Source organism: Gordonia sp. ABKF26 (assembly GCF_041103195.1).
In the GTDB taxonomy this organism is placed as follows: Bacteria; Actinomycetota; Actinomycetes; order Mycobacteriales; family Mycobacteriaceae; genus Gordonia; species Gordonia terrae.
Genome location: NZ_JBGCVZ010000003.1, coordinates 5,029,891 through 5,055,219, shown reverse-complemented (window position 1 = coordinate 5,055,219; position 25,329 = coordinate 5,029,891). Strand labels below are relative to the sequence as shown.

22 protein-coding genes and 2 pseudogenes are annotated in these 25,329 nt (G+C 65.8%); 15 read left to right on the top strand and 9 right to left on the bottom strand.

Annotated elements, in window-relative coordinates; genetic code table 11:
* Window positions 1-82: 82 nt before the first annotated feature.
* Together AB4Z55_RS23305 and AB4Z55_RS23300 are read right to left on the bottom strand one after the other, a co-directional pair.
* Window positions 83-1,291: an NADH:flavin oxidoreductase gene (locus tag AB4Z55_RS23305; protein WP_354560689.1), complete on the bottom strand. Its 1,209-nt coding sequence runs from the start codon at window positions 1,289-1,291 to the stop codon at window positions 83-85.
* Between the two features lie 44 nt (window positions 1,292-1,335).
* A complete protein-coding gene (locus tag AB4Z55_RS23300) occupies window positions 1,336-1,974 on the bottom strand; it encodes a TetR/AcrR family transcriptional regulator (RefSeq protein ID WP_354560687.1) in 639 nt (212 codons plus the stop codon).
* Window positions 1,975-2,058: 84 nt separating this feature from the next.
* On the opposite strand from AB4Z55_RS23300, the gene AB4Z55_RS23295 reads away from it, so the two are divergent.
* The 12 genes from AB4Z55_RS23295 (at window position 2,059) to AB4Z55_RS23240 (ending at window position 15,899) form a co-directional block, all read left to right on the top strand.
* Entirely contained in the window at window positions 2,059-2,928 is an 870-nt protein-coding gene (locus AB4Z55_RS23295) for an SDR family oxidoreductase (protein WP_354560685.1), read from the top strand.
* A 277-nt stretch (window positions 2,929-3,205) separates the two neighbouring features.
* Entirely contained in the window at window positions 3,206-4,462 is a 1,257-nt protein-coding gene (locus AB4Z55_RS23290) for an ABC transporter substrate-binding protein (RefSeq protein ID WP_354560683.1), read from the top strand.
* Between the two features lie 23 nt (window positions 4,463-4,485).
* Window positions 4,486-7,290, top strand: a complete 2,805-nt coding sequence (locus tag AB4Z55_RS23285) for an ATP-binding cassette domain-containing protein (protein WP_369520645.1) — start codon at window positions 4,486-4,488, stop codon at window positions 7,288-7,290.
* Window positions 7,287-8,015, top strand: a complete 729-nt coding sequence (locus tag AB4Z55_RS23280) for an ABC transporter ATP-binding protein (protein ID WP_354560679.1) — start codon at window positions 7,287-7,289, stop codon at window positions 8,013-8,015. The genes AB4Z55_RS23285 and AB4Z55_RS23280 overlap by 4 nt, the downstream gene beginning before the upstream one ends.
* 197 nt (window positions 8,016-8,212) lie before the next feature.
* On the top strand, window positions 8,213-9,001 hold the full coding sequence (locus AB4Z55_RS23275) for a 2-keto-4-pentenoate hydratase (protein ID WP_354560677.1): 789 nt from the start codon (window positions 8,213-8,215) through the stop codon (window positions 8,999-9,001).
* A 63-nt stretch (window positions 9,002-9,064) separates the two neighbouring features.
* The gene (locus AB4Z55_RS23270; protein WP_354560675.1) at window positions 9,065-9,970 is read left to right on the top strand and encodes an acetaldehyde dehydrogenase (acetylating); all 906 of its coding nucleotides are present in this window, start codon (window positions 9,065-9,067) and stop codon (window positions 9,968-9,970) included.
* The gene (gene dmpG / locus AB4Z55_RS23265) at window positions 9,967-11,061 is read left to right on the top strand and encodes a 4-hydroxy-2-oxovalerate aldolase (RefSeq protein ID WP_354560673.1); all 1,095 of its coding nucleotides are present in this window, start codon (window positions 9,967-9,969) and stop codon (window positions 11,059-11,061) included. The genes AB4Z55_RS23270 and dmpG overlap by 4 nt, the downstream gene beginning before the upstream one ends.
* Before the next feature lie 138 nt (window positions 11,062-11,199).
* A complete protein-coding gene (locus AB4Z55_RS23260; RefSeq protein ID WP_369520644.1) occupies window positions 11,200-12,663 on the top strand; it encodes an FAD-dependent oxidoreductase in 1,464 nt (487 codons plus the stop codon).
* A 127-nt stretch (window positions 12,664-12,790) separates the two neighbouring features.
* Window positions 12,791-13,573, top strand: coding sequence for a hypothetical protein (locus AB4Z55_RS23255; RefSeq protein WP_369520643.1), 783 nt, complete (start codon window positions 12,791-12,793; stop codon window positions 13,571-13,573).
* A gap of 87 nt (window positions 13,574-13,660) precedes the next feature.
* Window positions 13,661-14,515 carry an SDR family NAD(P)-dependent oxidoreductase gene (locus AB4Z55_RS23250; RefSeq protein WP_369520642.1) on the top strand — a complete coding sequence of 285 codons (855 nt, stop codon included), beginning with the start codon at window positions 13,661-13,663 and terminating at the stop codon, window positions 14,513-14,515.
* Window positions 14,516-14,518: 3 nt separating this feature from the next.
* A complete protein-coding gene (locus AB4Z55_RS23245) occupies window positions 14,519-15,421 on the top strand; it encodes an LLM class F420-dependent oxidoreductase (protein ID WP_369520641.1) in 903 nt (300 codons plus the stop codon).
* 7 nt (window positions 15,422-15,428) lie between these two features.
* Window positions 15,429-15,899, top strand: a complete 471-nt coding sequence (locus AB4Z55_RS23240) for a nuclear transport factor 2 family protein (RefSeq protein WP_369520640.1) — start codon at window positions 15,429-15,431, stop codon at window positions 15,897-15,899.
* Window positions 15,900-15,919: 20 nt separating this feature from the next.
* Here the strand turns inward: AB4Z55_RS23240 and AB4Z55_RS23235 are convergent, their stop codons facing one another.
* On the bottom strand, window positions 15,920-16,837 hold the full coding sequence (locus tag AB4Z55_RS23235; protein ID WP_369520639.1) for a LysR family transcriptional regulator: 918 nt from the start codon (window positions 16,835-16,837) through the stop codon (window positions 15,920-15,922).
* A gap of 99 nt (window positions 16,838-16,936) precedes the next feature.
* Here AB4Z55_RS23235 and AB4Z55_RS23230 point away from each other — a divergent pair, with 99 nt between their 5' ends.
* Entirely contained in the window at window positions 16,937-18,079 is a 1,143-nt protein-coding gene (locus tag AB4Z55_RS23230) for a TDT family transporter (RefSeq protein ID WP_369520638.1), read from the top strand.
* 314 nt (window positions 18,080-18,393) lie between these two features.
* On the opposite strand, the pseudogene AB4Z55_RS23225 reads toward AB4Z55_RS23230, so the two are convergent.
* Together AB4Z55_RS23225 and AB4Z55_RS23220 are read right to left on the bottom strand one after the other, a co-directional pair.
* A pseudogene (locus AB4Z55_RS23225) lies at window positions 18,394-19,155 on the bottom strand (ISL3 family transposase); the annotation flags it as partial.
* Window positions 19,097-19,423, bottom strand: a complete 327-nt coding sequence (locus tag AB4Z55_RS23220; protein ID WP_369521053.1) for a transposase family protein — start codon at window positions 19,421-19,423, stop codon at window positions 19,097-19,099. The pseudogene AB4Z55_RS23225 and the gene AB4Z55_RS23220, both read right to left, overlap by 59 nt.
* 224 nt (window positions 19,424-19,647) lie before the next feature.
* On the opposite strand from AB4Z55_RS23220, the pseudogene AB4Z55_RS23215 reads away from it, so the two are divergent.
* A pseudogene (locus AB4Z55_RS23215) lies at window positions 19,648-20,906 on the top strand (HNH endonuclease).
* Window positions 20,907-21,032: 126 nt separating this feature from the next.
* On the opposite strand, the gene AB4Z55_RS23210 reads toward AB4Z55_RS23215, so the two are convergent.
* Window positions 21,033-22,586, bottom strand: coding sequence for an MFS transporter (locus AB4Z55_RS23210; protein ID WP_369520637.1), 1,554 nt, complete (start codon window positions 22,584-22,586; stop codon window positions 21,033-21,035).
* Window positions 22,587-22,766: 180 nt separating this feature from the next.
* Window positions 22,767-23,561 carry a VOC family protein gene (locus AB4Z55_RS23205; RefSeq protein WP_369520636.1) on the bottom strand — a complete coding sequence of 265 codons (795 nt, stop codon included), beginning with the start codon at window positions 23,559-23,561 and terminating at the stop codon, window positions 22,767-22,769.
* A 155-nt stretch (window positions 23,562-23,716) separates the two neighbouring features.
* Here AB4Z55_RS23205 and AB4Z55_RS23200 point away from each other — a divergent pair, with 155 nt between their 5' ends.
* The gene (locus tag AB4Z55_RS23200; protein ID WP_369520635.1) at window positions 23,717-24,268 is read left to right on the top strand and encodes a hypothetical protein; all 552 of its coding nucleotides are present in this window, start codon (window positions 23,717-23,719) and stop codon (window positions 24,266-24,268) included.
* On the opposite strand, the gene AB4Z55_RS23195 is transcribed toward AB4Z55_RS23200, so the two are convergent.
* Both AB4Z55_RS23195 and AB4Z55_RS23190 read right to left on the bottom strand, forming a co-directional pair.
* Window positions 24,243-24,770, bottom strand: coding sequence for a C40 family peptidase (locus AB4Z55_RS23195; protein WP_369520634.1), 528 nt, complete (start codon window positions 24,768-24,770; stop codon window positions 24,243-24,245). The genes AB4Z55_RS23200 and AB4Z55_RS23195 overlap by 26 nt on opposite strands.
* A gap of 134 nt (window positions 24,771-24,904) precedes the next feature.
* Complete coding sequence (locus AB4Z55_RS23190; protein ID WP_248644690.1) at window positions 24,905-25,327, bottom strand: hypothetical protein; 423 nt, start codon at window positions 25,325-25,327, stop codon at window positions 24,905-24,907.
* Between the last annotated feature and the right edge of the window lie 2 nt (window positions 25,328-25,329).

The following is a 25,329-nucleotide window of genomic DNA, read 5'->3' as shown; positions in this document are numbered from 1 at the left end:
TAGGAAGTGTGCCACACAGCGTAACCGATGTGAAACAGCTCACGAAAGTCCTGCACAGAATCGGCGCCGGACGCGGCCGGGTTCAGGCCCCCGCGTCGACCACCAGCGGACATCTGGTGCCGGTGAAGATGCTCGCCGCGCACAGGTTGCAGTGGATGCACAGCGAGGTCGTCGCCAGATCCTTCTGGATGCGGTTGATCAGGTCGGGCTCGCGCAACAGTGCGCGCGCCATGGCCACGAACTCGAAGCCGTCGCGCATCGCGGTGGTCATGCCGTCATGATCGGTGACCCCGCCGAGGAGCACGAGAGGCATGGTCAGTGCCTCGCGGAACTGCCGCGCGTGGTCGCGGAAGTAGAGCGGTTGATACGGGTACTGTTTGAAGACGAACCGGCCGAACATCTTCATGCCGAGTTTGACGATGCCCGACTGTGTCTCGGCCATCGCATGGATCGGCACGTCGCCCCGGAAGAGATACATCGGGTCCAGCAGAGACGATCCGCCGGTCAATTCGATCGCGTCGAGATGTCCATCCGCCTCGAGCATCTGGGCGAACCGGAGTGATTCGTCGAGCCACAGCCCGCCCGGTACGCCGTCGGCCATGTTCATCTTGGCGATGACGGCGACCTCCCCGGCGGCCGCCTCGCCGACCTCGGCGACGATGCGGCGGGCGAACTGGGCGCGATTGGACAGCGAGCCACCCCAAGAATCCCTGCGGCGGTTGATGTTCGGGCTGAGAAACGAACTCGCGAGGTAGTTGTGACCGAGATGGATCTCGACCGCGTCGAAGCCGACGTCCTTGGCCATGCGTGCGGCATCCCCGTGTGCCTTGATGACCCGGACGATATCGTCCTCGGTGGCGGCACGGTCGAATCCCATCGCCAGCGGGTTCGGCCGGGCCGACGGTGCGATGGACGGCAGTCCGTTGGACCGCGAGTTGGCCACCGGTCCCGCGTGCCCGATCTGGGCCGACACCTTGGCGCCGGTGGCGTGCACCGCCTCGGTCAGCCGTCGCAGACCCGGCAGCGCCTCCGGCCGCCAGTAGATCTGGTCGCGCTCGGTACGTCCTTCCGGTGCGACGGCGAGGTAGGCGACGGTGGTCATGCCGACACCGCCCCGTCCGACGGCGACGTGGAAGTCGATGAGTTCGTCTGTCACCAGTGCATCGCGGGTGACGCCTTCAAAGGTTGCGGACTTGATGATGCGGTTGCGCATCGACACCGGACCCAGGCGGGCCGGGGCCAGTGGATCCGGTGTGGTCGTCGCGGGAACGGGGGACGCGATGTCGGGCATCGGGATTTCCTTGTGTCGGTTGGACTGGGACTGGGGCTGAGGCCTCACGCGCCGCTCGGGTTCTCCGGGATGCGGATGTCGATCCAGCCGAGCATCGCGTCGACCGCGTCCGCGGAGTCCCCGTTCGCGCCGGAATCGGCCCATTCGGTGAGAGCGGCGAACGCGGCGGCCTGGTACGTCGACGCCAGTGCGCGGCAGATCGCGGGCGGAGCGTGCGGCACTCGCCGGCCGATGAAGGCGGCGAGTTCGTCGATCCAGGGGCGATAGGCGCGGGGTGCCATCGCGAGGAGCTCCGGCTCGTCGGCGATCAGCCGTAACCAGGCCGGATTGACGCGCTGCACGCGGGGGTGATGCGACACCGAACTGACGACGCCGGTGCGGATCGCATCGGCGAGGGAGTCTGCGGCCGAGGTCTTCTCGAGAGCCCCTCGCAGCCGTTCGGTGGCGTATGCGACGCCGATCCAGGCGATGTCGGCCTTGGTGTGGAAGTGGCGCAGCAGCGTTCGCGCGCTCACCCCGGTGGCCTCGGCCAGGTCGGCCCAGCTCGTTTCGGCGAACCCCCGCTCACGCCACAGCTTGAACGCTGCTTCCGCGACGGCTCCCGAGTCGATCACCGACGGCCGCCCGCGGCCGCGCCGGCCGCCCGAGGAGGGCGGCGAGGGCGGATCGTCGAGGGGGAACACCCACCGAGCAGACCATTTTTGTCTTAGTGTGTCAAATATAGGTGGTGGCGCGATGTCGTCGTCATCGAGACGGAGGAACAAGCGATGGGAGAACGAGCGGTGAAGTGTTACGTGGTGACCGGTTCGGCGTCGGGAATGGGCCGTGCTGTCACGGAAAAGCTGCGCGCACAGGGGCATACGGTCATCGGTGTCGACCGCGTCGACGCCGATGTGATCGCGGATCTGTCCACCGCGGATGGGCGGCACACGGCGATCGCCGACGTCTTGGCGGCAGCAGATGGACGGCTCGACGGCGCCGTACTCTCCGCGGGTCTGGGGCCGACGCCCGGCAAAGAACGGCTCCGTCTGATTGCGGAGGTCAACTACCTCGGCGTCGTAGAACTTCTCGAAGGTTGGCGGTCCGCGCTGGCCGCCGCAGATGAGGCGAAAGTCGTGGTGTTCTCGAGCAACTCGAGCACAACCGTCCCCGCGGTGCCCTCGCGTACCCTCGCGGCGTTCGCCGAGCGCGACATCGACAAGGTGTGCCGATCGGTGCGGATCTTCGGCAAGCAGGCCGCGCCCATCGTTTATGCGGGTTCCAAGATCGCGGTCAGTCACTGGGTTCGCCGCGCGGCTGCCACCCGCGACTGGGCGGGTGCCGGCATACGGCTCAACGCACTGGCGCCGGGCGCGATCCTGACCCCCCTTCTCGAGCGGCAGCTGGCGACCCCCACCGAGGCCAAGGCGATCCGGAGTTTCCCGGTTCCGATCGGCGGCTTCGGGGATGCCGCTCAGCTTGCCGACTGGGTGCTGTTCATGGTGTCCGACTCCGCGCAGTTCCTTTGCGGGAGCGTGATTTTCGTGGACGGCGGCTCGGACGCGTACTTCCGGGCCGCGGACTGGCCGCGGGCGGTGCCGGTCCGGCGACTGATCGGTTATGCCCGGCGGTTCCGGGGATTCACGCCGTACCGCTGACACCGGAGGTCGTTCGTTCGGTTCATCAACCGCCCGGTCCGGCCCCCACGGACCGGGGCGACTTTCTGTGCAGGTCAGAGGGTCGTTGGGAGGTGCCGACCGGATTGGGCGACGAATGTCCCGGTCACCGGGAACTGCCGTCTCCGCAACGCCACCGCGTGCGCTCATAATTCACTGCTTGCACCCGGAGGGTGATGCGAATCACGCGGGGGGAGCCGATGTGTGGGATGTCCTATCCGATGCGCGGGCCTCGCAGTTCTGTGAAGGAGTACCTGTTATGAAACTCGGTGGACTGACTCGCCATCGGCGAGCCGTGGCCGGCCTGAGCGCGCTCGCGGTTGTGAGCGTGGTCGGCCTGACGGCATGCGGCACTGACGATTCCTCGAGCAGCAGCGCACCGTCGGCGGCGACGACGTCCCTGCCCGCCGACCCGGCCGACGGCACGCCTGTCAAGATCGGCTTCATCTCCGCCGAGGGCGGTGCCGCGGTCTCACTGCCCGAGTACCGGCAGGGCGCGGAAGCGGCAGTCGAATACGTCAACCAGAACGGCGGGGGCCTGGCCGGGCACCCGGTCGAACTGGTCGTCTGCAAGCAGCAGGAGGAGCCCACCTCGGCCACCAAATGCGCCAACGAGCTGGTGGAGCAGGGTGTTTCAGCCGTGCTGTCACCCGGGACATCCATGGGGCAGGTGATCGTCCCGATCGTCACCGGGGCCAAGATCCCGTACGTGACGCTCAACGCGGTCTCCGCCGCCGAGCTCACCTCACCGGGTGTCTCGGCTCTCTCCGCCGGACTCCCCGGGACGCTCACCGCCACGGCGACGGGCGCGAAGAGTGAGAATCTGAAGAAGGTCACGATCTTCGCCAGCGACGGTGGCGGCATCGGCAACGTGATCCGCCAGATGGGTGATCCGATCTTTCAGGCGATGGGCATCGATCTGAACGTCGTGCCGATCCCGCTGGGCGTGCCGGACCCGACCCCGATGGTCTCGGCCGGACTGTCGGAGAAGCCCGACGGAATCAGCGTCGTGGCGGATGCGGCAACCTGCGCTGCCGTGCTCAAGTCGGTCCAGACCCAGAACCCCACGATCAAGAAGATCCTCAACCCGATCTGCCTGGACCCGAACGTCACCGATGTCGTCGGTCTCGACGCCGTGAAGGGCAACATCGGCATCACCGCGACCGACTACCTCTCCGACGATCCGGATTCGGTCCTCTACCGGAGCGTCTTCGAACAGTACGCACCCGATCTGTCGATCACCGGTGCCGGATCCTCGGGCTACCAGGTCGTTCTCGGCGTAGTCCGTGCTGCCGACGGTATCCAGGGCGAGGTGAACGCAGCCGCCATCGCGGATGCCCTGAAGGCGAGCAAGAACGTCGAGATGCCCGCGGGTGGCGGAGTCACCTTCACCTGCAACGGGTCCGCCTTCCCGCAGATGCCGACACTGTGCGCGAGCCAGACGCTCTACGGCACGATCAACGATCAGGGTGTCCCGGTCGACCTGAAGGCCGCCGGACAGAAGCCGGCCGCGTAAGCGTCTGGGCAGAAGGAAACAACATGACTGACCATCTCTCCTATCTCGTACTCGGCCTCGGCAACGGCGCGGTGTACGCGGCCATCGGGCTCGCACTCGTGATGACCTTCAAGAGCTCCGGCGTCGTGAACTTCGCGACCGGCGCGGTTGCCCTGTACACCGCGTACACCTACGTCCTGCTGAGGAAGGGGGAGCTGATGGTCCCGATCCCGGGCCTCCCCAAGTCGATTCACCTCGGTGGACCACTTGGGGTGGTTCCGGCCATGGCGATCGCGCTCGTCATAGCCGCTGTTCTCGGGGTGCTCTGCTACGCCTTGATCTTCCGGCCGATGCGCAATGCCTCGGTGGTGGCCAAGGCGGTGGCCTCGATCGGTCTGATGATCGTCCTGCAGGCGGTCATCGCCCAGCGGGTCGGCACGCAGATCCCGCTGGTTGAACCGATTTTCCCGATGAAGACCATCCCCATCGGCGATGGCGTCGCGCCAACCGACCGTATGTGGCTCGCGGGTTGCGTCGTCGGTCTCGCGATCGTCACCACACTCGCCTTTCGGTACACCAGATTCGGCGTCGCGACCGAGGCGGCGGCCGAATCGGAGAAGGGTGCCTATCTGACCGGACTGTCGCCGGACAAGATCGCGTTCAGCAACTGGGCACTGTCCTCGGTGTTGGCCGGCCTCGGCGGCATCCTCATCGCCCCGCTGGTCTCGCTGAATCCGGTTGCATACACGATGTTCATCGTTCCCGCGCTCGCCGCGACGCTCGTCGGCAACTTCTCGTCCATCTGGCTCACCGTGATCGCCGGGATCGCGATCGGCGCCTTGCAGTCCGAGGCGACCAATCTGCAGAACACCTTCGACTGGATTCCGAAAACTGGTCTCTCCGAAGCGATCCCGCTCATCCTCATCCTCGGCTTCCTGGTGGTGAAGGGGCGGCCGCTACCCGATCGCGGTGCGGTGGTGCGCCAGGCACTGGGCCGGGCGCCCCGTCCGGAGCGGATCGTCCTCCCCGCACTGTTGTCGATCGCGTTGGCCGTCATAGCCTTGATGCTGACCACCGGGAGCTATCGGGCGGCCGTGATCACCAGCATCATCTTCGCCGTCGTCGCGTTGTCCCAGGTGGTCGTGACCGGTTATGCCGGGCAGGTGTCGTTGGCCCAGCTGACCCTGGCCGGCGTGGGTGCCTACTCCCTGTCGGTTCTCAACACCCACCTCGGCATCCCGTTCCCGTTCGCGCCCATCATCGCGGCGGTCGTCGCCACCGTGCTCGGTGTCGTCGTCGGTCTGCCGGCCCTGCGCGTCCGCGGCCTACCGCTGACCGTCGTGACGCTCGCGCTCGCGGTGTTCCTGGAGGCGTTCTGGTTCCGGAACCCCTCGCTGAACGGCGGGGTCACCGGCGCGCCCATCGACACCCCGTGGTTCCTCGGGATCGACCTCGGGATCGGTGCCGGGGAGAACTACCCCCGCCTCGCGTTCGGCGTCCTGTGCCTGATCGTGCTCGTTCTCGTCGGGCTCGGTGTGGCCTGGCTGCGACGCAGCACACTGGGGACCGACATGCTGGCCGTCCGCGCCAACGAGCGGTCGGCGGCGGCAACCGGTATCGATGTGTCGCGAACCAAGCTGGCCGCCTTCGGGATCGGCGCGTTCATCGCCGGCCTCGGCGGCTCCCTGCTCGGCTACCAGCAGACCCTCGCCACCGCCGAGTCGTTCACGGTGTTCCTGGGAATCAGTCTGTTCGCGGTCATGTACATCGCCGGCATCACCTCGATCACCGGCGGGATCCTGGCCGGCCTCATGGCACCGGGCGGTCTGCTGTACATCGTCCTCGACCGTGCGGCCGACATCGGGGAGTACTACACGCTGATCAGCGGAATCCTGCTGATCGTCTCGGTGATGGCCAACCCGGACGGTATCGCGAGCCGGCTGCCTCACATTCCCTGGCCGGCGCTGCCCGCGCTGCGGCGGCGGGCCGCCGACGAGGTGTCGGTTGCCGCCGGATCCGCGACCTCAGGTGATGCGGCGCCGTCGATCGACCGCACCGATCCGGTTCTCGCGGTGGCCGGTGTCGGCGTCCGTTACGGCGCGGTGGTCGCCGCCGAGGACGTGTCGTTCGAGGTCTATCCGGGAGAGATCGTCGGACTCATCGGACCGAACGGCGCCGGGAAGACCACGATCATCGATGCGGTGACCGGATTCGCGCCATCCACCGGTGCGGTCACACTAGGGGGCCACGACATCAGCACGCTGCGCCCGCACGTGCGCAGTCGGCACGGGTTGGGTCGGAGTTTCCAGGACGTCGAGCTGTACGACGATCTTTCGGTGGCCGAGAACGTCACCGTCGGCGCGAGCCGGTCCCGTTCGGACGTGCCGGTGGAACGTCGGGTCACGCAGGTGTTGCAGATGGTCGGGCTCGACGAGATGGCCGACGCCGAGGTCGCCACCCTCTCCCAGGGCCGGCGCCAGCTGGTCTCGGTGGCACGAGTTCTCGCGGCATCGCCGAAGGTCGCGCTGCTCGACGAGCCGGCTGCCGGGCTGGACTCCTCGGAGAGCCAGTGGCTGGGCGAACGGCTGCGGATGGCCCGCGACGCCGGGACCTCGATCCTGATGGTCGACCACGACATGGACCTCGTCCTGTCGATCTGCGACCGCGTCGTGGTTCTCGACCTCGGCAAGGTCATCGCGACCGGAACGCCCGAGCAGATCCGCACCGAGGATGCTGTCATCCGTGCCTATCTCGGGATGCCAGGTGGCGCGGTGGATGCCGAGCACGAAGCGATCCCGGAGTTGCACGGCGCAACCCAGACCACAAGCACCCAGGAGGTCCTGTCGTGAGCGCGTTGCACTGCACGGGATTGACAACCGGATACACCAAGCAGCGTCCGTGTGTGCGGGACGTCGACCTCACGGTGGAGGCGGGCGAGATCCGGTGCCTGCTCGGTCCGAACGGTGCGGGAAAGACAACTCTGCTGCTGGCTCTGGCGGGGATGCTGCCGCGGTTCGGCGGTGACATCGAGGTCGACGGGACCTCTCTCGCCGGTGGACGTCCACGTGACGCGGTTCGTGCCGGGATGGTCCTCGTGCCGGACGACCGCGCGCTGTTCCGGCAGCTGTCGACTGTGCAGAACCTCCGACTCGCTGTGCGGGAGCGCAGTCGGCGAGCCGCGGCTGTGGACCAGGTCATCGAGTACTTTCCCTCGCTCGAGAAGCGGTTGAAGATCGACGCGGGGCGACTCTCTGGTGGCGAGCAGCAGATGCTCGCGATCGGCCGTGCCATCGTCCAGCGGCCGAAGGTCCTGCTCATCGACGAGCTCAGCATGGGGCTCGCGCCGGTGATCGTCGACGAGATCCTCGAGGTCCTCCGGCGCCTCGCCGCCGACACCGGGATGGCAGTCGTCCTCGTCGAGCAGCATGTGCACCTGGCTCTGAACGTCGCGGACACCGCGGCCGTGGTGGTGCACGGGAACGTGGTCATCGACGACTCGGCGTCGGCCCTGCAGGCCGAACCGGCGCGAATCGAGCGCGCATACATGGGAACCGAGGGCGCGGTGGCGGTCTGACGGTGGCGGCGACGGTCCCGCTGAATGGACTCACCGGCCTACTTCGCGCACAGACGTAGTGGAATCAGCATCGTCACGTCGACCCGGATCCGGTGCAACGGGATGTCGGAATATTAGAACGTGTTCTAGAATTGAGTGATGCGCTTGCGCGCGACTGCGGTGGTGAGCGTTCCCCAGGTGTACGAGAGTGAGGCGAAATGGCGGTTGACCAGGCGATTCGCGAGCAGATCGCTGCCGACCTGGCGCGGGCGGAGGCGTCGGCGACCGCGATCGACCGGCCCACCGACGCCCATCCTGACCTCGATGTGGTCGACGCGTACGAGATCCAGCTGATCAACATCCGCAAGCGACTCGACGCCGGGGCCAAGGTCGCCGGGCACAAGGTCGGCCTGGCCTCCGAGGCCATGCAGAAGATGATGGGCGTCGACGAACCGGACTACGGCCATCTGCTCGACGACATGCAGTACTTCGAACACACCCCGATCGACGCCAAGAAGCTCTGCTTTCCGCGCGTCGAAGTCGAGGTCGGCTTCATCCTGGGCGAGGACCTGCCGGGCGAGGGCTGCACCAACGAAGACGTGATCGACGCGGTGGCCTGGGTGGTGCCCTCGATCGAGTTGATCGACTCCCGGATCAAGGACTGGAAGATCACGCTCTGCGACACGATCGCCGACAATGCGTCGTCGTGTGGGTGGATTCTCGGTCAGCAACGCGTCCCGATCTCCGAGATCGACACCGGTGACATCGAGGCGACGTTGACGCGCAACTCGGAGATCGTCGCGAAGGGCAATTCGTCTGCGGTATTGGGCCATCCGCTGAACGCCGTGAGTTGGCTCGCGCGCAAGGTCGAGGGCTTCGGAGTGCGCCTGCGCAAGGGCGACGTGATCCTCCCGGGCACCGCGACGCGGGCCATCGACATCTCGTCGGGCGATCACTTCGTGGCGGAGTTCGCCGGCCTGGGCAGCGTCACGCTCGACTTCACCTAGACACGAAGTGTCGCTGAATCCCACCAGACACGAACAACTTTTATCGAGTAAGAGGAGGAACCCGTGGCAGCCAAGCTGACCGCAGCGATCATCGGGTCGGGCAACATCGGCACCGACCTGATGTACAAGCTGGAGCGCTCCGAGGTGATCGAGCCCCGCTGGATGGTCGGCATCGATGCTGCCTCCGAGGGTATGAAGCGCGCGGCCGATCATGGCCTGATCACGATGAGCGGTGGCGCCGACGAGCTGCTGGCGTCGTCGGAGCGTCCGGATCTGATTTTCGAGGCGACCTCGGCCTATGTGCACCGCGAGTACGCGCCGAAGTACGAGGAGGCGGGCATCATCGCCGTCGACCTCACCCCGGCCGCTGTCGGCCCCGCCGTGGTGCCGCCGGCCAACCTCCGCGAGCATCTGGATGCGCCGAACACGAACATGATCACGTGCGGTGGGCAGGCGACCATCCCGATGGTGCACGCGGTGAGTTCGATTGTGCCGGTGCCGTATGCCGAGATCGTGGCGTCGGTCGCCTCGGTGTCGGCCGGTCCTGGCACCCGCGCGAACATCGACGAGTTCACCGCGACGACCTCGGCGGGTGTCGAGACGATCGGGGGCGCGCAGCGCGGCAAGGCGATCATCATCCTGAATCCGGCCGACCCGCCGATGATCATGCGTGACACCATCTTCTGCGCCATCCCCGAGGATGCGGACATCGATGCGATCGCCGAGTCGATTCACCGACGGGAGAAAGAGATCCAGGCATACGTGCCGGGTTATCGACTGTTGCAGGACCCCCAGTTCGACCCGCCGAGCGTCCTCAACGGCGGTTTCGCGCGGGTCTCGATCTTCGTCGAGGTCGAAGGCGCGGGGGACTTCCTCCCGCCGTACGCCGGGAATCTGGACATCATGACCGCCGCCGCCACGAAGGTCGGCGAAGAGATCGCAAAGACGAAGTTGGGAGTCCCCGCATGAGCACCAATGTGGTTCTGACACCGCGCGACCCGAAGCTGATGGCTAGCGCGCGCAAGTACTCCGACACCCTCGACATCCGCATCACGGACTCGTCGCTGCGCGACGGCAGCCACCACAAGCGCCATCAGTTCACCGAGGAGGAGGTGCGCGCGATCGTCGGCGCACTCGACGACGCTGGTGTTCCGGTGATCGAGGTGACGCACGGTGACGGTCTCGGCGGGTCGTCGTTCAACTACGGCTTCTCGAAAACGCCTGAGCAACACCTGATCAAGGCGGCGGCAGAGACCGCGACGCGCGCCAAGATCGCGTTCCTGATGCTGCCGGGGCTGGGCACCAAGGACGACATCCGCGCCGCGCAGGACAACGGCGGTCAGATCTGCCGCATCGCCACGCACTGCACCGAGGCCGATGTCTCGATCCAGCACTTCGGACTCGCCCGTGACCTCGGTCTGGAGACCGTCGGCTTCCTGATGATGAGCCACAGCCAGCCGCCGGAGGTCATCGCCAAGCAGGCCCGCATCATGGCCGACGCCGGGTGCCAGTGCGTGTACGTCGTCGACTCCGCAGGTGCTCTTGTCCTGGAGGACGTGACGGTGCGAGTGGAGGCCCTGGTGGCCGAGCTCGGCAACGACGCGCAGGTCGGGTTCCACGGTCACGAGAACCTTGACATCGCGGTTGCCAACTCGGTCAACGCGATTCGTGCCGGTGCACAGCAGATCGACGGGTCGATCCGTCGATTCGGTGCTGGCGCCGGGAACACGCCCACCGAGGCATTCGTCGGCGTGTGCGACAAGCTCGGCATCACCACCGGCGTCGACTTCATGAAGATCGCCGACGCCGCACAGGATGTCGTCCGTCCGGCGATGCCGTCGGAGTGCCTGGTCGACCGGTCGGCGATGATGATGGGCTACGCCGGTTGCTACAGCTCGTTCCTCAAGCACGCCGAGGGTCATGCCGAACGATACGGCGTCTCGGCCGCGGAGATCCTCCTCGAGGCGGGTAGCCGCAAACTGGTCGGCGGCCAGGAGGACCAGCTCATCGACATTGCGCTCGAGCTCAAGAAGAAGCAGGACGCGAATGCCGGGGTCTGAGCTCGCGCCGGCTCATCTTGATCGAGTGAAAGATATTCAGCCAGAACGATACTGACAGCCTCCCACTGTTCGGGATCCCAGCAGCAGATGTGGACCGTTCGATAAGTGAATAACGAGCAACTCATCGAGGAGGTTCACATGACAGATCCCACACTCCGGCCGGTCTCGGCGTCTCACGTCGAGTGGTCGCTGGAAGCCGATGTCATAGTCGCCGGACTCGGCGTCGCCGGCGCCACAGCAGCGATCGAGGCTGCTCGCGCCGGCGCCGAGGTCGTGGCGCTCGAACGACTCGGTGGTGGAGGGGGCGCCGCCGCCATGTCCGGAGGTTTCATATACCTCGGCGGCGGTACTGCCCTGCAGAAGTCGCTGGGATTCGAGGACTCGGTCGAGAACATGAAGGCGTTCATGAAAGCCGCACTCGGACCTGGCGTCGACGAGGCCAAAGTCGATGTCTACTGCGAGGAAAGTGTCGAGCACTACAACTGGCTCGTGGACGCGGGTGTGGTGTTCGACGAATCGTTCTGGGGTGAGCCCGGTTGGGAACCGCCCCACGGCGAGGGGTTGATGTACTCCGGCGGAGAGAACGCCGCGCCGTTCAACGCCACGATTCCGCCCGCGCCCCGTGGCCATCTCCCACGACGTGCGGCAACTGCGGACAGCGAGCAGGCCGGCGGGTACATGTTGATGAAACCGCTTCTCGCGCTGGTCGAAGAACTCGGCGTGCAAACGCTCTACGACAATCGCGTCCAGTCGCTAGTGGTCGACGACGACGAGCGCGTCGTCGGCGTGATCGCCAGGAACTACGGTGTGGATCAGGCGATCAAAGCCCGGCGGGGAGTGGTTCTCGCGACTGGGAGTTTCGCCTACGACAACACGATGCTGCGCGACCACGCGCCACATATCGAAGGTCGTCCCGCGGCCTCGATCGAGAGTCACGACGGTCGTGCAATCCTGTTGGGTCAAGCACTCGGCGCGGCGACCGCGCACATGGACGCGACCGAGGTGGCCATCTTCTGCGACCCGCAGCTGATGGCCCGCGGGATCCTCGTCAACGGGCAGGGTCAGCGTTTCGTCACCGAGGACACCTATCCCGGCCGGATCGGGCAGGCGACGCTGTTGAACCAAGGAGGCGAGGCCTTCGTGATCATCGATGAGGCGTCGTTCGAGGAGGCGCTGACCACGGATTCGACGAGTGCGATGATGCGCGCCACCCCGAAATGGGTGTGCGAAAGTGTCGGCGAACTCGAGTCCGAGATCGGCCTGCCGTCTGGGTCCTTGTCCGCGACGATAGATCTGTACAACACGCACGCCGCGAACGGAACCGATCCGATGTTCGGCAAGAAGTTGCAGTGGTTGAAGCCCATCGGGACACCTGTTGCCGCATACGATCTACGCGGAATGATGGGCGGATTCACGCTCGGCGGGTTGAAGACATCGACCGACTCCGAGGTTCTCCACGTGTCGGGGGCGCCGATACCGGGGTTGTACGCAGCCGGGCGTTGCACGGCTGGCGTGTGTGCCGGTGGTTACGCGAGTGGTGCCAGTCTCGGGGATGGGAGCTTTTTCGGACGGCGCGCCGGGGTGAGCGCAGCAGCGGGGTGAGGGTTGAGACTGGGTCGACATATGGATTAGCTGTCTCTCCCATTCACCTGGACGCTCCTCTCGGAGCGTCGGCGGCACACCTAACGTGACACACATCACCAACGTGTATTCGCTGTAAGGATGAATTTTGAACCGATTCCCGCTGGCGTTCTTCTCGTTCGTCCACCTTGCGGACAACACCCCCGAGAACCATCGGAATTACAACCGGTGGCATTTGATGGACCATCGGCCGGAGAACCTTGCTCTCCCCGGGGTGGCTTGGGGAGAACGGTGGTCTCACAAGCCTGATATCGACTGTATGGACGGTGCGACAGCGGCATTCGGCTCGGTTGACTACGTTGCCATGTACTGGTTCAACGATCCTGTCGAAGAGTCTGTCGCGGAATGGAACCGGCTCGGCGCCGATTCATTCGAATGGGGTCGCGGGCCGTTGATTCCAGGTGTTCAACGGCCACTCCTGGGATTCTTTCGGCCGGTCAAGGGCTACGCGGCTGCATCGGCGCTTGTTTCGGCCGAGGTATTGCCGCTTCGACCGAATCGCGGTGTTCACCTCACCCTCACCCGATTCGACGACGCGCGAGGTGCTCCCGCACATGAACATCATGCCGCCGAGGATCGCGAACTGATACCTGAACTACTCGATCTCGCCGGGGTGGCAGGTGCCTGGACGTTCACCTTCAGCCACCATCAGAACGTAACCATGCGTCCTCGGATCAATTCCGATGACCCGGAGGGTTCGATGCGGATTCGACTTGTATACATCGATGGTGATCACAGCTCGACGACCGAGCGAATACGTCAGTCGCACGACGATTTCAATGCCTCGAGGGGATTCGACCGAGGAGATTCGTGTGTGCAGACCCTGGCGTGTATGTCGCTGGGCTCCATTGTGCCCTTCGCCGATTGGTGACAAGACGGGTGGCGGTCCAACGCCCTGGCGGTCCGGGCCAGCGGCGCTGACGGACGAACGACTGTAGGTAAGTGGATAAGGAGAACGATGAACATCACGACAACCGACGGGTCGAATGCGGTGGATCCGACACGGTACGGGCCATGGGCGGTCATCGCGGGTGGGTCTGAAGGAGTGGGCGCCTCGTTCGCTCATCAACTCGCCGACGCCGGGATCAATCTCGTGCTGATCGCACGCAAGCCCGGTCCGCTGGAGGAGACCGCCGCGGCGGTCCGGACGCGCGGAGTCGAGGTCCGAACTCTGTCTCTCGATCTGACCGATTCCGGAGCAATCGGTCAGATCTTAGCTGCGACCGAGGATCTGGACGTCGGGCTGCTCATCTACAACGCCGGTGCGAACAGTTATGGAAGCGATTTCGTCGAAGGCGACCTCGGTCGTTTTCAAGACGTGATCGACCTCAACATCACCGCGCAGCTGACACTGGTCCACTTCTTCGGTGCAAAGATGCGTGCGCGCGGTAGTGGCGGTCTGCTGCTGGTCGGCTCGATGAGCGGCTACCTGGGCGGGAAGCATCTGTCGATCTACGGCGCCGTCAAGGCCTTCGGCCGGGTCTTCGCCGAGTCGCTCTGGTTGGAATTGCGAGACCACGGCGTCGATGTGCTCGAACTCGTGCTCGGCGTCACCCGAACGCCTGCGATGGAGCGCGCCGGGATGAATCTCGGTGGAGCAATGAAAGTCAGCGAGCCCGACGACGTTGCGCGCGAAGGACTCGCCCACCTCGCAGACGGTCCGGTATGGGTCGCCGGCGGGAACGCGTCTCGTGCTGAGGAGATCAACGGTCCCGACCGTCGAGGGTTGATCCTCAAACAGCACGAGCGGATGCTGAAATTGTTCCCGCAGAGGGCGAAGGCCGATGCCGAATCCGCTCAAGCCAAGGGTTGAGAGGTGCGAATCGGGATCACCAGCCCGATTGTCACTCGGGTGCCCGGAGTCGCCGGGGAATGGGAGGCATCAGCGGGAATCGCCGAGCTCGCAGACATCGCCTCGGCGGCCGATGAGCTCGGGTTCGAGTATCTGACCTGTAGCGAGCATGTGGCTGTGCCGACCGAGGTGGCGGCCATCCGCGGCGGGACATACTGGGATCCGTTGGCGACCTTCGGTTTCATGGCCGCACGGACTCGTCGCATCAGGTTGTTGACCCAGGTGCTGGTGCTCGGTTATCACCATCCGCTCGAAATCGCGAAACGATACGGGACCCTCGATGCCATCAGTGGTGGCCGGCTCACGCTCGGTGCCGGAGTGGGTTCGCTGCGTGAAGAGTTCGAGCTCCTCGGAGCCGACTTCAACCGTCGCGGCGAGGTCGCCGACGATGCGCTTCGCGCGCTACGGGCCGCGATGTCTCAATCCGAGCCGCGGTACGAAGGAACTCATTACCGTTTCAGCGGAATGCTCATCGAGCCACATGCGGTTCAGAGTGACGTTCCGATCTGGATCGGGGGCCGTACCAAGAGGTCGTTGCGTCGCGCGGTGGAGCTCGGGGACGGGTGGGTGCCGTTCGGTCTGAGTCGCTCGCGACTGCGAGAGATGCTCGACTCGGTCACATTGCCGAAGAAGTTCGAGGTGATCCTCTCGGCAGGCACGGTGGATCCGTCCGCCGACCCAGACCAGGCTCGAATCGAGGTCGCTTCGACAACGGCCGCCGGAGCCACCGTGGTCGGAGTGACCATCACGGCCTCCTCGGCCGATCACTACATCGAGCAATTGACCGCACTGGCCGAAATGCATGATCTGCTTGGTCGAGGCGAGATTTCGAAAACGAGGGAAAAGGATTCGCATGATGTCGCCTGAGGATCGAATGTCAGCGATGGAGGCCAGGCTGCGGCTCTTGGTGGACGAGCGGGAGGTCGCTCGACTGGTGGCCTCGTATGGCCCACTCGTTGACAGTGGAGATGCGGATGCCGTTGCCGCGCTGTGGACTTCCGACGGGATCTACGACGTCGACGGCCTATACATGCACGGACGTGACGAGATCGTCGCGATGGTCAGGTCGCGGACTCATCAGGACTACATCGCGAGAGGCTGTGCCCATTTCCAGGGGCCGGTACATGTGACCGTGAACGCCGACGAGGCGACGGCGGCCGGTTATTCGCTGCTGATCCTGTCGCAGGACAGCGGGTTTCGAGTTCATCGTGCGACCGCACATCATTGGCGGTTTGTCCGGACCGGCGAGGGATGGAAGGCGAGCCGGCGGACGAGCCGTGCGCTCGACGGGAATTCCGTCGCCCCCGCACTGCTCAACGCCGCGGTGCACGGCGTCGACATCTGACACCGCCGCACGACTTGCGCTCAGCTGCGGATGATGTGCGCGAGGAAGTCGCGTGCCGCGCCGGCGCCCGGTTGGGCCCCTGACAGCCACACCGCGCGCAGAGGTCGGGCGAGGTCGAGGTCGGCGATGTCGATGTGGGTCAGCCGGTGTCCGAGATCGTCGGCGACCGAGAGGTCACTGAGCACGGCCGGCCCGGCTCCTGCGATGACCGCCGCCCGCACCGACGCCGTCGTGGACAGTTCCAGCACGGGTGGCGCGGTCTCCCGTCCCGGCCCGAGGGCCCGCGTCAGGGCGCGTTCGAAGAACTCCCGTGTCCCCGAGCCCTCCTCGCGGGTGACCAACGGGGTGCGGGCGAGGTCGGCGGCCGTGACCGGACGCCGCAGCCGCGTCCACGGATGACCCGGCGGCACGACGAGGACCAGCTCGTCACGCGCGACGCTCCGGCTGCGCAGACCGGTCGGAACGCGCGAGCCCTCGACGAAACCGAGTTCGACGTCGCCGGCACGGACGAGGTCGTACACGTGGTCGGAGTTGGTGGCGGTGAACGACACCTTCGGCGCGTGATCGTGCTGGGCGCCGAACGACACGAGCCAGCGGGGCAGGAGATGTTCGGCGACGGTCAGGCTGGCCGCAAGGCGTAGCTGATCACGGCGTTCGAGGCGCAACGCGGCCAGCCCGGCGTCGAACTCCCCGGCCAGGGTCAGCAAGCGGTCGGCCCATTCGGCGACGAGTCGTCCGGACTGGGTGGGTACCGAACCCCGCGGTGTGCGGGTCAGCAGGGTGACGCCGAGCTGGGTCTCCATCGCGCGGATTCGTGCCGACACCGCCTGCTGGGTGACGCCGAGCTGGGTCGCGGCGGCATTGAGACTGCCTGTCCCGACCACCGCCTGCAGGGTCTCCAGCGAAGCGAGGTCGGGCATCCGCGGACTCAGCACCATCGTTCGAGGGTACAAGCATCGCTGATACCCCAGGTACAAACACGATTTGTATCCTGTCAACGCTTTGGGTCCTACCGGCGTCGTGGCATTCGCGCGAACGTGGTGAACATGACCACGACGACCCCCACCGCCGGACTCGCCGAGAAAGACCGCCGGCCCGCAACCGACACCGGGACAAAGCGTCGCCACGTCTCCTACGTTCCGCCCAACTGGTTCGCCGCGGTGATGGGCACCGGGATCGTCGCGATCGCCGCGCACAGCCTGCCCTGGCAACCTCCGGGCCTGGCAGTGGTGGCGACGGTCTTCTGGCTGTTGGCCTGCGCGGTGTTCGCGGGTGTGGTGGCCGCCACCGTCCGCCACTGGGTCCGCGACCCGGAGATCGCCCGCGGTCACCTCGCCCACCGGGTGGTCGCCCACTTCTACGGCGCGGTGCCGATAGCCGTCATGACGGTCGGGACCAGCACGATGGTGGTCGGCACGACGGTCATCGGCCGCGATCTGGCACTGGGGATCGACGTCGTGTGCTGGATCATCGGCACGGTCGGCGGGGTGTTCACCGCGGTGGTCATCCCGTACCGGCACCTGATCGTCGGCCGCCCGGCCGTAGGTGAGGCTTTCGGCGGCTGGCTGATGCCGGTCGTCCCCCCGATGGTGTCGGCGTCGGCGGCCGCGGTGCTCGCCCCGCAGCTGCCCGGGGGCTGGGCGTCGGAGGTCGTGATGGTGATCGGCTGCGCGATGTTCGTAATGGCCGCACTCGCCTCGCTGCCGATCCTGGCGGTGCTGGCGGCGCGGCTGCGCAGCGGTGATGTCGGTGCCGCCCACATGGTCCCCACCTGGTGGATCGTTCTCGGTCCGCTCGGCCAGTCGATTACCGCCGCATGCCTGCTCGCCCATGTCGCACCGCACGTCGTGGGCGCCCCGACCGTCGGAACGCTGCATTCGTTCGCGATGGGCTACGGCCTCACCGTCTGGGCGGCCGCGACCCTGTGGATCGTCGTCGCCGCGCGGCTCACCGTGCGAACGCTGAGGTCGGGGAAGCCGTTCGCGATGACCTGGTGGTCGTTCACCTTCCCGCTCGGCACCTACGTCACGGGTTCGAGTGCGCTGGCACTCACGTTCGGCGGCGCGGTCTTCCAGGTCGCGGCCGTGGCCGGGTTCGCGGTTCTCGTCCTGGCATGGGGTGTGGTGGTGGTTCGGACGGTGCGCGGGGTGGTGTCGGGCGCGCTCCTGCGGGTGCCGTGATTCGCTGTCCGTCGGTCTGATCGGGCACGTGGTGTGACTGGTGGGATTTCTGTCCACCGCAGTTCACCACGGTTCACCGCTGTTGCGTGAGTGACATCGCTTGCAGCGCAGTCGGAATCGATGTCGATGGGGTTGTGGAGAAACTTCGTCGTCGAACGTTTGTGGGATCTCCTGACGTAGAAGTGGGCGGATTCCGGGTTCAATCGTGATGCGGAAGTTTCGGACACGCGCCGCCTCGTGTGAGGTTGGCCAATCGCGATCAGGGCGTCGGGTGTGTGAAATCCGTACGACCGCTTTGTCAATGACCGGAGGTGGCAGTTCGTTGCCTCGACTCGCGCATTGCTCATTTGACACGCGACCGCGTTGTGGATCTGCACTTCCCGTTTGCGAATGCTCTGCGCAGTGAGTCGAAACTCGGGAATACCGGAGGACTCCGCCTTACGGATCCATCGCCGTAACGGCGCCCAACATGATCGGTAAGCGCCTGAAAGTATGTGCCGTATCTCTTCTTTCATCTGATAAGCGCGGGCAAGTTGGCTGTTGACGTTACAGACAACATTGGATTGCAGCCGCCGTTGACTGTCGGTGAGGTTGTCGGGATTCTTCAATAACGCCCACCTCAATCGCCCGCGTTCTCCCTTCGACAAGCCAACAACTCGGTTCATCACCCGAGCGCGGCACCTGTCCAACGCCTGATTGACCCACTGCAGCACGTGAAATGGGTCCATGCACCTGTAGGCGTGCGGCGCCTGCTCGGCGAGGACTGCGCCGATGTACTCGGCGCCGTCAGCGCTGATGTGGGTGATCCGACGGGCGCGCACATCACCGAGCTCATCGAAGAACCGCTCGATCGTCTCCTTCTTGGCACCCTCACCCGCCCACACCAGTTGACCTGAGTCATGGTTGACCACGACGACCAAATATCGGTGGCCCTTGCAGTAGGAGATTTCGTCGATGCCGATGCGTCGCAACCCGTTCAAGCGTTTGGTGAGTCCGACATGGTCGTCGACCACGCGCTCAACGATACGAGACACCGTCCGCCAGGAGACCCGGAGATAAGTACTCACGGCGCTCATCGGCGCGCGCGCACATCCACGCGACGGCGTCGTCGAAAGCCCTGGTCATCTTCGCTTTCGGACGCGCCCACGGAACCCATTCGCTACCCACATTGTGGCGCGGGCACTGCACCCGTCTGGCCGGCAACTCGAGAATGCATCGCCAGCCACCCATGTCGAGATGGCGCCACCGTCGCCGCGCCGACGGCTGATCGTAACCAGGGCAGGGTTTCCGACATTGCGGGCACCGTGACCGTGCCCTGCTGTGCAGCTCCAGCGACACCACCATGATCTGCCCGCGATCATCCTCATCGAACCTGACACCCACCACTCGGGCACGCTCGATTCCGAGCAACTTCTGCAGTACTCTGACAGTGCGCAACGCCCACCCCTTCAGTCTTGGTCTTCGCAAATCAAAACCTAAGGGACAGTGGGCGTTGCGTGCGTTAGGCGCGCGAAAAGGCACCCACTTCTACGTCAGAAGAGCCACGTTGTGGCGAGTACCTTGGTGTCGTGCCCTCGATCACCGAACTCCGTGACACCCTCATCGTCTTGCAACCACCACCCGACGATCCGAGTGGTCGCGCGGTGTTCGACCGACTCGACGAACTCCGGGTGTTGCGCAATGTGCTGGATCATCAGATCGCTGTGCACGTGGCCCTTTTGGACGCGTCGGGTGCGGCGGCGCGCGCGGGGTCGACAACGCGGTCGTGGTTGATCGAGATGGGGATGCCACCATCGGTCGCCTACCGTGGTGTGCGGATCGCCGGCGGGCTGGCGTCGTTGCCGAAACTCGCCGACTGCGCCGCCGACGGGTATCTGTCCGCCGAGTGTGTCGACGCGGTCGTGCGCGGTATCGCCTCCATCGACAGGTGTTCCACATCAACGCTTTCCGACGACGACCGGCAGCTGTTCGAGACCGAACTGCTCACCCAGGCGTTCTCCGGTGCCACACCCGCCGAAATCGACACCCACGCCCGCGGCATCGCCATGGGTGTCGCCGAGGCCGATCCCGGCACGGTTTCGGCAGCTGATGACGCATCACTGAACACCGTGCACGCTCGGGTGACCGACGAGGGCAGAGTCGCCATCACCGGCGATGTGACGGCGGTGATCGGAGAGAAGTTCCTGACGATGATCGACGAACGATCCGGTCCACGTCCCGAACCCGACGGCGCCGACGATCGACGCAGTGCCGGGGAGCGTCGCGCCCTTCTGCTCCCTGAGGTGCGAGCGAAGCGAGCCTCGAAGGGCTTGGTGAGATGCGTCGCGAAACCCTTCGAGGCTCGTCGCTTGCGCTCCTCACACCTCAGGGAGCAGTGGTCATGTCGCCCTTACTGATTAAAGACCGGTGGTGGGCAATATCGGCCGCGTCGGCGCAGCGACTGTCGTGTGACGGTGGGGTGGCCGAGATCGTCCTCGACGGCGAGGGCGTGCCGTTGCGGATGGGGACGACGAAACGGTTGTTCCCGCATCATCTGCGTCAGGCGATCGTCGTGCGGGATGTGTGCTGTGTGAAATGTGGTGCCCCCGCGGCGCATACGCAGGTCCATCATCTGGTGCACTGGGCTGACGGTGGTCCTACTGATCTGGATAACGGGTGCCTGCTGTGCCAGCGGTGTCACACCCAGGTCCATCACCACGGCTGGCGCGTGGTGATGGGTCCCGATCGGCATCCGTGGTTGATCCCGCCGGCGGACATCGACCCGCGACGCCTACCTCGGCCGGCGTATAACCGGCGCTCCATGCGACTCGACGACGCCCTCGTGTAACGACCCCGACCCCACAGACCCTCGGCGTCGATCCGGCGCCACACGACCTTTGACAACTCAACAGTGTGAAAACGACTCCGACATCGGGGTTCAGTAACGAAACAGGCTATATAGCGCGCACTTTCGCTACAAGACGCCGGCGGGTGCGGTCTGCGGAACGTACGCGGCTCCGGTCGGCGACGGCGCATCGTGCATCCGGTCCACGTCTTCGAGACTCAGTCCGGTGGTCTCGACTCGGAAGGTCCATGTGACGAATGCGCCCAGCGCCGACGTTCCGGCGAGAAGAAGCACGATGATCGCCGTTCCCCAGGCATCGAGGAGGACGGGGAACAGGAAGGCGGTGAGGACTGCCCCGACCTTGGCGACCGAGGCGGCGAGGCCCGCGCCCGTCCCACGCAGCGAGGTGGGGAAGACCTCGCCGGCCAGCAGATAGGTCATGGAGTTCGGACCCAGGTTGGTCATGAGGTTGAACAACATGAAGCCGACGAACACGAGGACGACTTGCAGGGTTCCGTCGAGGAGGGTGGAGGCGGCGGTTGTCACCAACCCGACAGCGCAACCGAGGAAACCGAAGACCTGTAGTCGGATTCGGCCGAATCTGTTGACGAGGAGGATGGCCAACGCGATGCCGATGAGGAGGAAGGCATCGATGAGGACTGCGCCTTCGGCGCCGTGCAGGTCGTCGGCGACCACGCTGCTGACGGTCGCGTCGTCTGCGGCGGCGGTTCCGATCGTCGCGGCGATGATCGTCGGGGTGAAGATGCCGATCCCGTACGTTCCGAGGTCCTGCAGAAACCAGGGGATCGAAGCCAGGATCGTCGAGCGGCGCCAGGGTCGCCGGAACAGCGACCCGATGTTGGATGGTGACCCGTCGGCGGAGTCGGAGTCGGGGCCGGAGGCAGACTCGTCGCGGAGTGCGAGGGAGACGGTGGACGGGTACTGCGGTCGGCGAGTCAACAAACGCTTCAGCGCTCGCTCCGCCTCGTCGACTCTGCCTGTGCCGAGGAGCCAATGCGGACTCTGCACGATGAAGACCCGGCCGACGATCACCAGGACGGATGGGACGACAACCACGCCGAACATCCAGCGCCAGTCCGACAGTTCGTCGCGATTGCCCAGGATGATGACGCCGACGAGTGTGCCGGCCAGGGCGCCGACGGCCTGGAAGCCGAACGCCGCGAGCACCCCTCGACCCCGGATGCTGGTGGGCATGGTCTCGGAGATCATGGTGTGTGCGGTCGGGTAGTCGCAACCCAGCGCCATTCCCATGCCGACGAGACACACCACCAGCATCGGGAAGCCGGTGCTGAACGTGACGCCCACCAGGAAGGCCGTGAACAGAACCATCTCGGCCAGGAACAACTGACGGCGACCCCACCGATCGGACAGCCCGCCGAGGGCCGATGCGCCGATCATGATGCCCAACAGGGGCGCGGCCGTCACGACGCCGGATTGGGCTGAGCCGAGCCCGAAGTCGTCGACGATCAGTGGTAGGGCCACGCCCACAATGAAGACGATCATGCCCTCGAGGAACTTCCCCGCGGACGCGAGCAACCAGATCCGTCTTTGCATCGAGGTCATCGCGCCGGCGGTCGCGGGCGTGCCGTCCCGCCAGGCAGGAACCTCGTCCAGGTAACTCTGGACGGTGTCGGGAAGAGCTCCGGACTCGGTGGCGGACATGCGATTCCTGTTCTGCGCCGACGACTTCCACTCGATACGACGGTGAATCGTGCTGTGGAAGTCGGACGCTACAGGTTGTCGCTGGCCGTCTCGTTGCGGCGTGATGAACCTTTGTGGCCGCCGCTGAGCTGCTCGGTAGGACTCATGCGCGAGTCGCGTGAGTCCTACCGAGGCCTGGCCTCACATGCCGGCGGGCGGGTGCCCCAGACAGATGAGGGCGCCCATCGGGTCCTTGATCGCCGCGAGCGTGCCGTACGGGGTGTCCTCGCCGGCCATGAGGATCTCGGCGCCGAGTGACTCGGCCTGTTTCACGGTGGCGGCCACGTCGTCGACGGTGATGTAGATCTGCCAGAACGACGGCACCCCGGCGGGGAAGAGCTTGACCGAGTCCATGATGCCCGCGTACGACGTCTCGCCGTAGTAGATCTGGGCGTAGTTGTCGGGCCCGACGGCATCCGGGTCGCCACCGGTACCGATCTCCTCGATGCGCGCGCCGAGCACGGTCCGGTAGAAGTCGACAGACTTGGCGTAGTCCATGCTCTGGCATTCGAACCAGTAGGGCGTGCCGTGGTCGCCGAACTCGGAGTAACCCTTGTGCTTGTCCGGCTGCCAGAACCCGATCGCCGCGCCCGCTGTGTCGAAGGCCATCAGCATCGTGCCCTCCTCGCCGATGGCCATCGGGGGCACCATGATCGAGCCACCCGCCGCCTCGACTGCCTTCACCGTGGCGTCGGCGTCCTCGGTGTGGAGGTACACCGTCCAGATGTCGGGAGGTCCGGCGCCTTCCATCACCGGGCTCAGCCCCGCGACACGTTTGCCGTTCTTGAGGAGGTTGCGGTAGCCGCCGAACTCCTCGTCGGGAGCCTCGGCCTCCCAGCCGAAGATCGCGCCGTAGAACTCCTCGGCCTTCGCGGTGTCACTGCTCATCAGGTCGAACCAGATCGGTGCCCCCGAGGGGGCCGCATACTCTGCCATTTTCTGTGTCCTCTTCCTTGTTCCGCACAATGTGCTGGGCAACTGCTCGTCGACACACTTCTGACCGACAGGGTCGCGCAAACTCATCGGTCGCGGACCGCGTTGGGGGAGAGTCGACTCATATCCACCGGGATGGGCCATGGCACGCTGGTCGGATGACGACGCACTCGGCCACCGTCGAACGACTTCGCACCACGGCGTGGCCGGTGATGCTGGCCGGCGGACTGCTACTGGTCCTGCTCGCGCAGGTCCAGTGGGTTTGGACCGACGAAGGTGTGGAACCGTCGATCACCGGGTTGGGACACGTCAAGATCCTGGGGGCCAGCGACGACGACGTCGCGTTCTTCTTCGAGGACAAGACGGACCGGCCGGGTCTGAGCGTGGTCGTGGCGGGGGCGGTGATCGCCGTCGTCGCGGCCCTGGGCTGGTGGCGTGCCCGACTCCGGCCGTCCGCCATCGGAGTGATCGGGCTCGCGTCCATCGTCGCACTGGTTGTCGGCGTTAGGGTGCTGAGTGACCCTGCCGCGCAATTGTTCTCCGACTCGGTGTCGGAGGCGCTGGGTGCAGACCTGCCCGCGATGCAGGCCGGTTACGGACTGATCGGGACCGTCGTGGTCGCGGCCCTGTTGCTGGTGGTCGTCGTGGGATGGGTGCTCACGACGTGGTGGCCGCGCCCGACGCTCAGCCAAACCGACGAATCGTCTTGATGTAGCCCATGTTCTTCAGTTTCGTGAAGCCGATCGGGACGCCGTTGGGGCCGTAGGCGTTGAACACGCGGCCCGCGCCGGCGTAGATGCCGACGTGCCCGGCGTCGCGGCCGAAGATGATGATGTCGCCCGGTGCGAGTGCCCGGAACGGGATCGCGTGTCCGACCTTCGCCTGCTGCTGGCTGGTCCGGGGGAGGTGGACGCCGGTCGTGTAGAACGCCCACCGCACCAGCCCGGAGCAGTCCCACGAATGCGGGCCGACGCCGGCCCACTTGTACGGCTTGCCGATCTGGGTGATCGCCGCCCCGAGTGCGTTGAGGCCGACGGTGGTCGGCACCGGCAGGTAGACGTGAACCGACCCGGAGGAGTCCGACGATCCCGCGGCCGCGGCACGACCGGTGTCGAGGAGTGGCGAGCCGGCGAGCGGAACACCGACCGACAGCGCGGCGGTGAGTGCGATGGTGCAGGTCACGCGCGTGGCACGCGTCATCGGTACGGACATGACGACAGCTTGGCCGAGGTGGCCCGGCGTGTCGCCCGTCGTTCCCCAGGTGTGACGAAGGTGTGACCGCTGTGATGCCTGAGGCTTGTGTTAACTAATGGTGCTGTAGCTCTGGTTAATTGCCGGCGCCGATGTCACCAGTAGCCGTCGGGATCCGAGGCGGGGGACTCGGCAGGAATGATGCCCTCGGTGACCCCGTGGTCGATACTCGCCGACAATCGGGCACAGGTGGGCATCATCGCGCCGGGGAGCAGCGGGCCGTTCCCCGTCTCGCCGTTCCCGCCGTCGCCGCCGGCGCGCATCTGCTCGAGGCCGAGGCAGCGCTCCCGGGCGTCGGCGTTCCACTGCACGCTGGTGTGGAACGAACTCGTCTTCTTCACGAGCACGCAGGCGTGGCACGCCCGGCACTCGATCTCGCGCATCCCACCCTGCAGATAGTGCTCGCGGTCGCGGCGGGTGGCCTCGTGAACCCGGGCGAGCCGGTCCGGATCGTCGTGGAAGTCGGGCGCCTTGGCCCAACGGTCGGAACCCACGCGAACCCCTGCTGCCCGGGTCATCA